This window comes from Moraxella sp. CTOTU49097, assembly GCF_032064105.1.
In the GTDB taxonomy this organism is placed as follows: Bacteria; Pseudomonadota; Gammaproteobacteria; order Pseudomonadales; family Moraxellaceae; genus Faucicola; species Faucicola osloensis_B.
This window is the reverse complement of record NZ_DAMBOA010000013.1, coordinates 1-13,332: the sequence shown is the minus strand read 5'-3', so window position 1 is coordinate 13,332 and position 13,332 is coordinate 1. Positions and strand designations below refer to the sequence as shown.

Below are 13,332 nucleotides of genomic sequence, written 5' to 3'. Positions count from 1 at the left end.
ACCAATTACCAACATTACGCTACAAGTCTGTAGCATTAAAGGTTGAATAGCCCGCTCTATAATCACGGGAAAATAAGGAGGGTGATATGACAATAAGCAATCATCAAAATATACCCTCGTCAGCAATCAATACGGTAAAACCACCCTATATCACCATGGCGATTTTTGCCATTATAGGCTTTGTATTATTGTTTGGCGGGATTTATCTCATTAGTTTGGGCGGCTCGTGGTACTACTTAGTAGCAGGTCTTTGGATATTAGCTACGGCGGTGTTACTTAAAAAACGCGCTGCATTGGCGCTGTGGCTGTTTGCTGCCTTATTGGTTGTGACAGCGGTATGGTCGTTATGGGAAGTGGGCAGCGATTTTTGGGCACTCGCACCTAGACTTGATATTTTAACCTTTATGGGGATTTGGCTATGGTTACCACATATTACCCGCTATGTTAAATCTCATCAGCCAATTAACTCTGCATATCCATCATCAACGCCTAAAGCAACGTTATTTGATCATACTTGGCTAACCCCGGTTCGACATGGCTTAGGCTTAGTCATTCTATCAATTTTTGCGTTGATGGGTTATGCCGCTTTTCATGACCCCCAAGAAATCAACGGTACTATCACCCGCGCGCAGCCTACGCCAAAACCACTGGCAGGTATTGCTCCTGGCGATTGGACCGATTATGGACGTACGCCTGAAGGTACACGCTATTCACCTTTGACCCAAATTAACGATAGCAATGTCAAAAATCTTAAAGAAGCGTGGACGTTTCGTACTGGCGACTTTAAAACCGCCAATGATTCTGGGGAAACCACCAACGAAGTCACCCCGCTTAAAGTCAATAATACCTTATATTTTTGTACCGCGCATCAGTTTTTGATTGCGCTTGACCCTGCCACAGGTAAACAAAAATGGCGCTTTGATCCGAAACTCAAATCAGACAAAACCTTCCAACATTTGACTTGCCGTGGGGTATCGTATCACGATGACGCCAATGTCAGTAAAAATGCTGCCAGTTTGCAAGCGCGCCAAACCAAATCGGCGCTTTGCCCGCGTAAAATTATTTTGCCGGTCAATGATGGTCGCTTAGTCGCCGTCAATGCCGATACGGGTCAACGTTGTAGCGATTTTGGTACCAATGGTGAAGTCAATCTACAACAAGATATGCCATACCCATATCCCGGTGGCTATAACCCAACGTCACCGCCTGTAGTGACAGGGACGACGATTGTTATTGGTGGGTCTGTGACTGATAACCTCTCTACCAAAGAGCCTTCGGGCGTTATCCGTGGCTATGATGTTAATACCGGTAAATTGATGTGGGTGTTTGACACAGGCGCAGAAGACCCCAACGCTATCCCAGCACCTGGGCAAAAATTTGTACACAACTCGCCAAATGCGTGGGCGCCGCTTGCATATGATAGCCAAGCCGACGTTGTATACGTGCCTGTCGGTGTTGGTACGCCAGATATTTGGGGCGGTAATCGTGACCGACTACAAGAGCGTTTTGCCAACTCGGTTGTCGCGCTCAATGGCACCACAGGTAAAGTGCTTTGGAGCTTCCAGACCACGCATCACGACTTGTGGGATATGGATGTACCGTCGCAGCCAACCATTGCAGAATTGACCGACCAAACGGGCAAAACCACGCCTGTGGTCTATGTCACCACCAAAACGGGCAATGTTTTTGTCCTTGACCGCCGTACTGGTAAACCTGTGGTACCGGTGACAGAACGTGCCGTGCCACAAACGGTCAAACGCGGTAACCAAACCAAAGGTGAAAAATACGCTGCCACTCAGCCATTTTCTGAGTTAAACCTTGCGCCACCAAATCCGCTACAGGATAAAGATATGTGGGGCGCGACCATGTTTGACCAATTATATTGCCGTGCGTATTTTAAATCACTCAATTATGAGGGTATCTATACGCCACCGTCAGAAAACGGTACCTTGGTTTTCCCAGGCAATTTAGGGGTATTTGAATGGGGCGGTATTTCCGTCAATCCCGATCGCCAAGTCGCGGTGATGAATCCTTTAGCGTTACCTTTCGTTAGTACTTTGATCCCACAAGATCCTAACCGTCCACAAAAAGAAAAAGGCGCAGGCACTGAACAAGGCATCCAGCCTATGTATGGTGCGCCTTATGGTGTGGAAATCAAACCTTTCTTATCGCCTGTCGGATTACCTTGTAAACAACCTGGCTGGGGCTATGTGGCAGGGGTGGACTTGACCACGCATCAAATCGTGTGGAAAAAACGTATCGGTACTATCCGCGATAGCTTACCAAAACTGATGCAGTTACCGCCATTAAAAATCGGTGTACCCGGACTGGGTGGTTCGATTTCGACCGCAGGAAATGTGATGTTTGTCGCGGCGACCCAAGATAATTATATCCGTGCCTTTAATGTCAGCAACGGCAATAAACTCTGGGAAGCACGTTTGCCGGCTGGTGGGCAAGCCACGCCAATGACTTATGAGATTAATGGCAAACAGTATGTGGTCATCATGGCAGGCGGGCATGGCTCGTTTGGCACCAAGATGGGTGACTACATGGTTGCCTATGCGTTACCCGATTAGTCATAAATGTTTTAAAAAAACCACGTTAACACTTTAACGTGGTTTTTTTATGATCCTAGATTAAGTGGGCAGTGTATTTAGTCATAATTTATATCAGCAATTAAACAACACTTAACGATAGCAATTACTCAACTGGTTTTTTAAACGCCTCAATTGCTATCGCTCGTGAAACTTTTGTTGGTGTGGCAAGCTTTGGATAGGCGATGTGAGGATGTTGTGTTAGGTAAGTTTGTAGTTTTTGCTCATCGTTGATGATGTTAGCTGGCACTGTTGCAAGCTCGGGTAACCAGTGTTGAATATAGCTGGCGTCAGGGTCATGTGTTGCCGCCTGATTAAATGGATTCATGACCCGAAAATAAGGTTGGGCATCGGTACCGACGGAAGCTGACCATTGCCATCCGCCATTGTTACTGGCAAAATCACCATCTACCAAATGCTGCATAAAATACGCCTCACCCCAACGCCAATCAATCAATAGGTTTTTGCTCAGATACATCGCCACCACCATACGCAGCCGATTGTGCATAAAACCTGTAGCATTGAGACAGCGCATCGCTGCATCTACTAGCGGTACACCGGTGTTGCCTTGATACCAGCTTTCAAAGTCAGCTAGGTCATAACGCCAAGCCACAGATTCATCGAGTGGGGTCAAAAACGCCTTGCCTTTAACGATATCTGGACGGTTAACCATAACATCATAATAAAAATCGCGCCAAGCCAGCTCGCTAATCCAGCGCATAATGTCTTTCTCGCTGCCCAGTCCTTGCTGACCGTTCAGCCTTTGTCTGGCTTTGAGATAGCATAATCTGGGCGATAGCATACCGATGGCCAAATAGGGTGATAAACGACTGGTCGCACCCAAGTGATTATTCAAAGCGGGCACGTCTCTGGCGGTATTGTAATCAGCGATATGGTTTTTTAAAAAATCATCCAGTCGTGATTGGGCAGCCACTTCACCGGCAGGGTATAACAATTGTGCTAACTTACCCACGTGATTGAGCTGTTTATCAAGCGCAGCGGTGGGGGTAAGATAAGCACGATAAAATGCATCAATCGTTATATGGTGATTGATATTGATATTGGTATTGCGGCTGTCTTTGGTAAGTTGTGTGGTATTTATAGCCATTACAGCAGGGGTGGGCGATAGGGTTAAGCCCCCAGTTTCAATCAGCGCAAGCCAACGCTTGTAAAAAGGGGTAAAAACTTTGTACGGCATACCTTTGTCGGTGACGATACGCTGAGGGGCAATCACCTGACTATCATCAAACCATTGGGTAACTATGCCCAACGACTGCGCCTGCTGGGCAATATACTGATCGCGGCCAACTTCACTAACCGGGTACTCCAGATTGGCAAATAAATGGCTTATAGAAAGCTGCTGGCAAAGCTCAAGCACATCCATCGCCTGCAAGGCAAAATCATCCACCACTCTCACGATGATACCAATATTTAACTGAGATAAACTCTGCTCAAGTGCGCGGATTTGCCGCAGTATCAAGTCAATTTGCCACAGCGATTTGCGGTGTGATTGCCATTGCTTGGGTGTTAAATAAACCACCGCTATGACGCCAGCATGGTTTTGCCGTGCATGCTCACAGCAAGCCGCAAAAGCGGTATTGTCAAAGGTGCGCAAATCTTGGCGAAACCACATCAAGTTTGTTTTGCTGCTCATTATCTTTAGCCCAATACAACAGTTTATCATTAGGGTATTATGTCAACAAAGGCTTGGCTTCCCAAGTCATTTTTTCAGGTTTATTGCGCTATCATGACGGTAAAACACCACTCATGCTGTTGCAAAAATGTGCAATGACCCACATAAAAAGTCAACTAAACTAAAATAGATAATGGCTCATAGATGTACGCGCCTTAAATGGCCAGAGATTAAGTAAATTTATAGAAAGGGATAATGAAAAATTCTAATAAAACCGTTAAAAAATCTGATTTACCCAGCAAAATCTGCCCAGTGTGTCAGCGTCCATTTACTTGGCGAAAAAAATGGGAAAAAGATTGGGTGAATGTCATTTATTGCTCAAAGCGCTGTCAAGGTAATAGCCGTAGCAGCAAATTAAAAAATAACGCTAAAAACTCATTAATGACAGGTGCACCTAAAATCAAATAGCAAACTAACTATTTGATTTATGGCACAATTGTATTAAGATGGCAATATCATCTCCCATCATTAAAGTGTGCATCAAGCGATTCCCCTGTTATGCTATCTACCCCATCATCCGATAACAAATCGTCAAAACTATATATTAGGGTAGCGGTAGTTGGCATTGTTACTGCGTTGCATGGGCTGCTGCTATATCTATTTTTTCAGTACCAAACGCCATTAAAAATCAAACCGCAAACCACACAGCCGCTCGAAATTAGCTTTATCCAGCTGAAGCCTCACCCCTCACAGACATACCATTCACAAACACAGCCTGTGGTTATCCATCATGTAGACCCTGTCAAACAATTTTATCCTAGCGATAACACACAAGCGGCTGATATTCAGGAAAAACCGTTCCCAACACCAAACCCTACACCCGCTAAACTGGTGAATCACCCAGCAAAAAATAGTAGCCACAAGCCAATCGAACTCAGACCAACGATGGATAATTCGGCTAACCAAAAAAAAGCCAGTCAACCTAAAAATTCGTTATCTAAAACAAGTCAAAGCCAAACTCAACCCCAAAAAAAATCACAAGATATTCTTAGCCATCCATTACTGAACGTGCGTGAAAATAACGCCAAATATGAACAACAGCAAGGGTCGCAAATAGAACGCAAAATAAGTTCAAACACTAGCCAATCTCTTACTCAATCCAACTCAGCTACTATCAAATCAGCTACTACCAACCAAAGCCATACCAATACCGATAATGCTTTAAAACCTATAACTCACGATGAGCGTGCTAAATCATCTGCTAAATCATCTAAAGACTCGATGCGCTCTCAAATAAAAAAAACGCCAAATCGGCCCGTTAGCCCAGTTATTTCAGCTATCCCCGCTGTTAATTCGTCACCAAAACCAGCAACACCCATCACCTTTGGCAATGCGGAGGCAAGTTGGCAGAAAAGACCTAACACCCAGTTACCACCCAATTTATCCCGTATTGTGACACTAAAGCAGCTATCAAGCCTGCAAGTAAAACTCAATGTCAATGCCCAAGGTGGCGTGGAAAAATGCAGGATTACGCAAACATCGGGTGATCCAGAGGTGGATAAGTTTATTTGCCAACAAGTGCAAAAAGCCAAACTTTACCCAAAAAAAGCCAATGGCGTCACGGTACCAAGCATTGGTAATCTCACCATAGCACTGACCAATCTTGCAAATTAAACCATACAATATGTCGTTGAAGCGGCACCTATGTAATAATCATGAAGGGCTTACTGTGTAACAATTGATTACCTAGACACATAAAAAAAGCCAATCTGATGAACAGATTGGCTTTCATGTTATTGAAAGTTAGCTTATTTCTTTTGGTAGGATAAACGTACGCCGTATACCCAGCCATCATTGTCTTTGAAATCGCCAACAATGCTACCATCAGGTAGGTTCGCTTTGGCATCACCAAACATTAAGTATTTAACGCCGCCTGAGACAGCCCATTCAGGTGTCAAATTGTATTTTGCGCCCAAGCCCACATTCCAGTTACCTTCCACAGGTCCTAGAGAAGTGATGGGATTGCCTGCACCTGAGTCATAACCCACAGCGCCCGAAATAGCTAATTGTGGCGATAGCTTCTTACCTAGACCGACTTCAGCAGTCCAAGCGTCTTTAGAATAATCAACCAAATTAAGGTCACCATTTCCACTAGCTATTGCTGCTGCATTAAAAATTTTTGGTTTAATTGCAAAATCGCTCCAAGGAACCCAACGTGCTTTTGCGGTTAAAAGGGTTGTTGGATTGATACCTGTTTGGAAATCTAAATTAACAGATTTTGGCGTGGTGATAGTGATTTCATTACTTACACCAATCGCACCAAGTGCAGGAAGATTTTCCGTCATAGTGACATCGTGGTCAATTTCAGAGCGATAGGTTAACGCGGCTTTGAGGGCAATTTCAGGTTTTAAATAAGCAATCCCAGCCATCCAACCATAGTCAGTGTTACGAGCAATACTAGCATCATATCCTGAAGCAGCACCATACGCGTTACCACGTAAGTGGACATCACCTTCTAAACGCTGAATCGTAGGACCACCATAGATTTGAATGTTTTTCTTTTCACCCAGTTTTACCGCCAACAGTCCTGTGAAATTTTGGCTGCTGATAGAAACATTGGTTGCACCTGTAACTTGAGATAAATTATTGTTTACAAAGCTAGCTTTTGCTGCGCCAGTTTGTAATGCTGTTAAACCATCGGCTAGTGCAGTGGCTTGGGTTGTTTGACCGACACTATTTAAATAGTTAATAGTGTTTTGTACAGTATTAACAGCATTAGTATAATCAGCAGCAGAAGTAACAGCAGTCGCATTAGGATTAATAGCTTGTAACAGCTGAGTTGCACCACTATAAACAGTAGCAGTATTGGATGCTATGATTGCTGTTGGCGTGCCAACAAAGTTGTTATCGCCAGAAAACTCAACATCGGCTGCCCAAGGTTGATCAAAAAATGCCCCTATGCTGACGGTATCATTGACATCGGCTTTTGCGCCAAAATTTAAAAACTGGTAATCATCCGCCATATCAGGGACATTGCGACCAGCGGTAAAGTTTGCGTCAGTTGTCGCAACGTTTTTGTTATCTTTACCCTCGATTGTTGGATCGATAGCAATGTGCTCAACATAGGCAAAAGTACCTTCCTCAGTAAAAGCCCAGCTTGGTTGGGTAGAGCGGTCTAGACCTGCGGCGTTTGCGATAGAAACAGTAGAAAGCGTAGCAACAGCTAGCGCAAGAGAAGAAATTTTAAATGACATGTGAAGCTCCCTGTTTGATTTTAATCATCACGTCTAACATCTAATTTAACAAAAACTTATCGGTAAATTAAAATTGACGTAATACCTTCCTTTCGTCAGTCAAAGAATAATCAAAATTTTAACAATTGACAACCATAGAATCACATTTTTGTAAGAATTTATTGACCTGAGCAGTCACGAAAAAAAGAGGGTGTTAACCCAATGAGTTAACACCCTCTTTTTACTGACTATATGTGCCTAAACAACTATCGACCGCGGTAAGTAATACGTCCTTTCGATAAGTCGTAAGGTGTCATTTCAACTTTAACTTTATCGCCTGTTAAGATACGAATATAGTTCTTACGCATTTTTCCAGAAATATGCGCAATAATTTCATGCCCATTTTCTAAACGCACTTTAAATAATGTGTTAGGTAAAGTATCGACCACTTCGCCTTCAAATTCAATTACATCGTCTTTTTTTGCCATAATACCTATATCTATGAGTCAAATGTATAAATGTAGATTATACGCTGATGCGTGTGTTATCGCAACTTTTAACCCCTAAATCAATCAATTGAAAAAAAACAGCTAAAAGATTTGCGTGCATCGCGTCCTTATTCAGCCAAATTTAGCCAAATAGGGGATAGCCTTGTTACCGGCAACAGTGATTGAAATTGGGGTGGATACAGCGCATTGATAAAGTACAGCCCATCGGCAGCGGCGGTTGCTGCCGCAAGTGACCGGTTTTTGCTAAGTAGCAGTGCTTCCATCCATGCGACTGGCTTTTCACCGCGCCCAATTTCAAATAACGTACCCATAATATTTCGCACCATGTGATGCAAAAAACCATCGGCTTGGATATCCAGTACCAACAGCTCACCATGCTGAATTAATTTGGCAAAATGGACATGGCGGACAGGCTGATTAGATTGGCAGGAAGCGGCACGAAAACTGGTAAAATCATGGGTGCCTTCCAGATAGGTCGCTGCCTGCTGCATCAGTTGGACATTAAGCGGGGCGTATTCATGGGTAATTTGCTGATTGAGTATCGCAGGTCGAAAGGGGTGGTTGAGGGTAATATAGCGGTAGCGTCGAGCAATGGCAGAAAAGCGCGCATGAAACTCAGCGGGCATCACTTGTATCCAGCGCACCGCAATATCATCAGGTAGTAGAGAATTTGCGGCACGCAGCCAATTATAAGGCTGACGCGTGGCACTGGTCTGAAAATGGGCTATCATATTTGACGCATGGACACCGGCATCAGTACGACCTGCAGCGATGACTTCTATGGGTTCATTGGCTATCTTTGATAACGCTGCTTCAACATGCTGCTGAATACTATCAACTTCTTGTTGTCGTTGCCAGCCGCGATAGCGAGTACCAATAAATTCAATGCTGATCGCATAAGTATTTACAGTCATAAAAAAGCCAATTTTTCCAAAACATACGATAAAAAAGCCTAGTATAACAACTAATCAGTTATTAGGCGACGCTGTGGGTATCTTTTAGACAATGCGCCCAGCGCTGACGGCGGCGAGCAGGGGTATCATAACTGCCAATCAACCAAAGCAGACGCGCAAATATCGCAGGTAAGGTCAATCGTCCCGTCATCAAAACCTCACATTGAGCCAGCCATGCCCCCGCTTCATACGCTTGGCTGGCGCCGCCATACGCGCATTGGGTGGTCACTGCAACCAGACAGCCTTGTTTTCTCGCCTGTAATAATTGGTTTTTGATGGATTCGGCATACGGCACATTGCCTGCACCAAATGCCAAAATAATGATGGCATCTGGTTTTTCAGACAATAAATTATCCAAGCGAGTGGCGAGCAAATGCGTATCCACGGGCGTCAAATAAAGTGTGGCAATATTGGCATGGGATAAACCGTCAAAGACTTGCGGCAATTGACTCAACCGATCTTCTAGCCACAGTTGATGCTGAGCCTGAGTGATTTTTGCGGTATAGCTATTGGCGGGATAACCAGCACGGTGGTGCCCCACAAACGCCATTAAATCATGGCTATGAATTTTTTGTACAGTTTGGGCAGGCCAATCTTCACCAGAAAAACACACCCGCACCCCAGGCTCACCATGACGGGCTAATTTGCAAGCATCAAATAAATTCTGCGTGGCATCGCTCTGCGCGTCGATGCGGTAATCGGTTAACACATTGCTATCAAGCAAAGGTCTCATTGCGCCTGTCACCACAATACTGATATGACTACCCGCAAAACACTCTGCCAAAAAAGCCGCGAGGTAGCTGAGCGTATCCGTGCCTGTTAGTACCACAAATTGGCGAAGCCCTTGCCCAATGGCTTGTAGTATCAATTGATAAAAATGCGCAAAATCGGCAGGCGTTAACTGGCTACTGTCTTTAATGACATCATTATCCAATATTCGCCAATCCACAGGGTCGTGTGCATGGTTTGGGTAGGTGGCAAAATGGGTTTGTAGTATCTGTGATAACACAGGTAAAAAAATATCAGCATCTAAGCTGGCAAGCGGTTTGCCATGACTGCCAAAAGTGCCGCCCGCGTAGATAATGCCAATACCTGATTTGGTGATAGATTTACTCAATTGAAATTTTACTCATAAGGGTTGGCAACGGATAACTTATCAAGGACAGCGATTTCAATCGCTTCCATTTCATCTTGCTCAGCTTGCCCAAGTTCATGGTCAAAACCTAGCAAATGCAGCATCCCATGCACCAGCAAATGGGTCAGATGCTGCTCAATGGTCTTGCCTTGCTCAGCGGCTTGACTGACCACCACCGCATGACAAATCACTAGTTCACCTAGCGGCAGTGCGGGCAGTAATTCTAGTACAGTTTCAGGCAATTCACTGGCATAGGATAAAATATTGGTAGCGTAGTCTTTGCCACGCGCATCAAAATTGATGGCGCGAGCTTCCACAGGCTCCGTGACATAAATTTCTAATTCAACGGTTTTTTGAAAGATAAATTCACCCAGTTGACTAGGTATTTCGGCAGTGTCTTGATGGGTTTGAAAATACTGCAGCACTTGCTTCAAAATAGCGGCAATCTTGTCTTGTTGGTACAAGGCTTCAAGTTCGCCAAAAGTTGGCAGTTCAATTAAGCTTTCTGCAAAACTAATTATCACTTGATTCATCGGCACTTGACTAAGCGGCGCTTGCGGCACAGCGCCAGCTAAATCAGCTGTTAAATCAATTTGGGTTGGCAAAGCTGATGACATAAGCTACTCTGCGATACCTATATCAATGGGTGTGTTATCAATCGGAGCTTTATCAATCGGGGCGTTGTTATCCGTCACCCCGATAGCCAAGCTTGCTGCTTGCGACTGTGCTTGGCTTTGTTCAAGTAGGCGCGATTGCTTTTTGGCTTCTTTAATCGCTTCTTGCGCTTCATCGTATTTATCATAGGCTTGCACGATTTTTTGAACCAATTGATGGCGTACCACATCTTTACTATCAAACCGCGTCACATGAATTTCTTCAATATCCGCCAGAATTTCTAGCGAATGTCGCAAGCCTGACTTGGTGCCGCGAGGTAAGTCCACCTGTGACATATCGCCCGTGATGACCGCCCGGGAGCCAAAACCCAAACGAGTCAAGAACATTTTCATCTGCTCAGGGGTGGTATTTTGTGCTTCATCCAAAATCACAAACGAATTATTTAAGGTACGACCGCGCATGTAAGCGAGGGGTGCTACCTCAATGACTTGTTTTTCAATCAGTTTTGCCACTTTTTCAAAACCTAGCATTTCATATAAAGCATCATAAAGTGGGCGTAGGTAAGGGTCAATTTTTTGGGTCAAATCCCCCGGTAAAAAGCCCAGTTTTTCCCCTGCTTCTACCGCAGGGCGCACCAGCAAAATACGCTCAATCTCATTGCGCTCTAGCATATCCACCGCACAAGCCACCGCCAAGTAAGTCTTACCCGTCCCTGCAGGACCTACGCCAAACGAGACATCAGAGAGTAAGATTTTTTTGACATATTGCTGTTGGTTGTAACCGCGTGGGATGATTTTTCCTTTACGGGTTCTCAAACTAATCGGGGTGAATTCAGTGCTATCAGCGCGCTCGCTGCCATTTGCGCTAGCGGCATCATTTTCTAGCGCTAAATCTTGCTCACGGCTGAAACTCGTTTGCACGAGCAGGTGCAAATCTTCTGGCGAGATGACGTCGTTGCTTTGTGCTTCATCGGCAAGCTGTACCAAAATACGCTCAGCACGCGTGACTGAATCGAGCTCACCTGAAATCACAAAATCGGTTTTGCGTTGGTGAATGTGGACTGACAGACGATGTTCAAGGTACTTAATGTGGTTATTGTATTCGCCCAACAGGGTTTTGAGTTGATGGGTTTTTAGAGATGATAAATCGACCGTTCTGCTGATGGTATCGCTCAAGAGTGCTTCCTTTTATGGGTTTTTATAGTTGTGATAAATCATAAGATTGAGAGATTAGGGGAGTATGACAGTAACCAATATAATATTTTGGCACGTTGATACTATTATGGTAAATATATGCAAAAATTCAAGTGACGTTCACGGGTTTTTGTCATTTCAAGTGATTTTGAAGTCAACAGTGGGGCAATGCTCAGCCACGACAGGCAAAAAATTAAATTTTGAGAAAATGAAAAAAAATGTGACAAAATGCTTGACGACATAGGGTTAAATACGCATAATATGCACCCCATGACAGGCAAGAAATAGTTTCAAAATTCTGCCTAAATCCTGCAAATTTGCTAAACATGGCGATGTAGCTCAGCTGGTTAGAGCGCACGACTCATAATCGTGAGGTCAAGAGTTCAAGTCTCTTCATCGCCACCATTTGCAAATAACTTAACGCACGCTATTTTGACAAGCCCCGTATTTTGCTAAGCCAAGCATTTTGATGTTTGGCTTTTTTGTTGTTTTTCATTTGACAATAAAAAAACAAAAAAAGGGCAATAGCTGTATCACCCTTTTTGTCATTTAAATTACTATTTAAATTGGCATCCAATATTAACGAGCATTGTTATAGGCTTTATCGGCATCATCAAAACGTGCCATGACTTTGTCAGACGCTGGCGTTAACAGCGACACCACATAGATGGCAATCATGCCTAAAATAAAGCCTGGTACGATTTCATATAGACTGCTACCGGTTAATGGTTTCCAAGCGATGACCGTCAACGCGCCTACAAGCATACCCGCCAACGCGCCTGTGCCAGTCATACGTCGCCAAAATAATGACATCAACACCACAGGACCAAACGCCGCGCCAAACCCTGCCCAAGCTGTAATTTGCGAATTTATTTTAGACTAATTTGTAATTTATTTTAGACTAATTTGTAATTTATTTTAGACTTAACCCGCCATTAAAAGCGGGTTTTTTAATTTATATTAGAGTAACTAAGCAATACGCTTCCAGACATTATAAACTTTAGAAGGCTGTACATTATTATGTGCTTTGTCGCCACCCACAGTATTGGTTCTTAAATTAGGTGGCGCATTACTTGAACTATCAGTGGCAGGGCTGCCAGTTCCTCCAATAGTTCCACTTACAAATTTGATTTCAAAATCATGTTTGGGTATCTCATCTATTTTTAGCTGGTGATCATATTCACCAAATATATTTCCGTTAGTTTTAGTCCACTCTGGGCTATCCGTTTTACTTGAGTAACCCACGATACTACGACCTTCTGCCTCACGTTCCCACGTGCCATATCCTTTATGTATTGCAACTTGAGCAGACGTATCGAAATGAGTAGTGGTAACAAAGACATCACCAACTTTAGTATCTTCGTAGATTCGATTCTCCACAGCAAGGATTCGGCTACCTTGTTGTGCAAACTGAGATTGCAAGAATTTTTGTGTAAACCTAAAAATAGAACCAAATTAGCGGTTAGA

Annotated in this window: 11 protein-coding genes, 1 tRNA gene and 1 pseudogene; 4 read left to right on the top strand and 9 right to left on the bottom strand. The window is 43.9% G+C overall.

Annotated features, from left to right (window positions below; genetic code table 11):
- The first annotated feature begins 86 nt into the window (after window positions 1-86).
- Window positions 87-2,576: a glucose/quinate/shikimate family membrane-bound PQQ-dependent dehydrogenase gene (locus RT064_RS08280; RefSeq protein WP_409519549.1), complete on the top strand. Its 2,490-nt coding sequence runs from the start codon at window positions 87-89 to the stop codon at window positions 2,574-2,576.
- A 124-nt stretch (window positions 2,577-2,700) separates the two neighbouring features.
- Here RT064_RS08280 and RT064_RS08275 read toward each other — a convergent pair whose 3' ends face one another.
- The gene (locus RT064_RS08275; RefSeq protein ID WP_313062793.1) at window positions 2,701-4,248 is read right to left on the bottom strand and encodes a cryptochrome/photolyase family protein; all 1,548 of its coding nucleotides are present in this window, start codon (window positions 4,246-4,248) and stop codon (window positions 2,701-2,703) included.
- 234 nt (window positions 4,249-4,482) lie between these two features.
- Here RT064_RS08275 and RT064_RS11030 point away from each other — a divergent pair, with 234 nt between their 5' ends.
- Window positions 4,483-4,695 carry a DUF2256 domain-containing protein gene (locus RT064_RS11030; protein WP_313062792.1) on the top strand — a complete coding sequence of 71 codons (213 nt, stop codon included), beginning with the start codon at window positions 4,483-4,485 and terminating at the stop codon, window positions 4,693-4,695.
- Between the two features lie 90 nt (window positions 4,696-4,785).
- Window positions 4,786-5,901: an energy transducer TonB gene (locus RT064_RS08265; RefSeq protein ID WP_313062791.1), complete on the top strand. Its 1,116-nt coding sequence runs from the start codon at window positions 4,786-4,788 to the stop codon at window positions 5,899-5,901.
- Window positions 5,902-6,035: 134 nt separating this feature from the next.
- On the opposite strand, the gene RT064_RS08260 is transcribed toward RT064_RS08265, so the two are convergent.
- From RT064_RS08260 to RT064_RS08235, 6 genes are all read right to left on the bottom strand, one after another.
- Window positions 6,036-7,481, bottom strand: coding sequence for an outer membrane protein transport protein (locus RT064_RS08260; protein WP_313062790.1), 1,446 nt, complete (start codon window positions 7,479-7,481; stop codon window positions 6,036-6,038).
- Between the two features lie 245 nt (window positions 7,482-7,726).
- Entirely contained in the window at window positions 7,727-7,948 is a 222-nt protein-coding gene (infA, locus tag RT064_RS08255; protein ID WP_007116282.1) for a translation initiation factor IF-1, read from the bottom strand.
- Window positions 7,949-8,076: 128 nt separating this feature from the next.
- On the bottom strand, window positions 8,077-8,883 hold the full coding sequence (truA, locus tag RT064_RS08250) for a tRNA pseudouridine(38-40) synthase TruA (protein WP_248105557.1): 807 nt from the start codon (window positions 8,881-8,883) through the stop codon (window positions 8,077-8,079).
- 61 nt (window positions 8,884-8,944) lie between these two features.
- Window positions 8,945-10,039 (bottom strand): asparaginase, encoded by a 1,095-nt coding sequence (locus RT064_RS08245; RefSeq protein ID WP_313062789.1) that lies wholly within the window; start codon window positions 10,037-10,039, stop codon window positions 8,945-8,947.
- Window positions 10,040-10,047: 8 nt separating this feature from the next.
- The gene (gene ybeY, locus RT064_RS08240) at window positions 10,048-10,674 is read right to left on the bottom strand and encodes an rRNA maturation RNase YbeY (protein ID WP_313062788.1); all 627 of its coding nucleotides are present in this window, start codon (window positions 10,672-10,674) and stop codon (window positions 10,048-10,050) included.
- Between the two features lie 3 nt (window positions 10,675-10,677).
- Window positions 10,678-11,847: a PhoH family protein gene (locus RT064_RS08235; RefSeq protein ID WP_313062787.1), complete on the bottom strand. Its 1,170-nt coding sequence runs from the start codon at window positions 11,845-11,847 to the stop codon at window positions 10,678-10,680.
- 346 nt (window positions 11,848-12,193) lie between these two features.
- Here RT064_RS08235 and RT064_RS08230 point away from each other — a divergent pair.
- Window positions 12,194-12,270: transfer RNA gene (locus tag RT064_RS08230), tRNA-Met, on the top strand.
- A gap of 174 nt (window positions 12,271-12,444) precedes the next feature.
- Here RT064_RS08230 and RT064_RS08225 read toward each other — a convergent pair.
- Together RT064_RS08225 and RT064_RS08220 are read right to left on the bottom strand one after the other, a co-directional pair.
- A pseudogene (locus RT064_RS08225) lies at window positions 12,445-12,720 on the bottom strand (sodium:solute symporter family transporter); the annotation flags it as partial.
- 114 nt (window positions 12,721-12,834) lie between these two features.
- Window positions 12,835-13,287, bottom strand: a complete 453-nt coding sequence (locus RT064_RS08220; RefSeq protein ID WP_313062786.1) for a phage baseplate protein — start codon at window positions 13,285-13,287, stop codon at window positions 12,835-12,837.
- Between the last annotated feature and the right edge of the window lie 45 nt (window positions 13,288-13,332).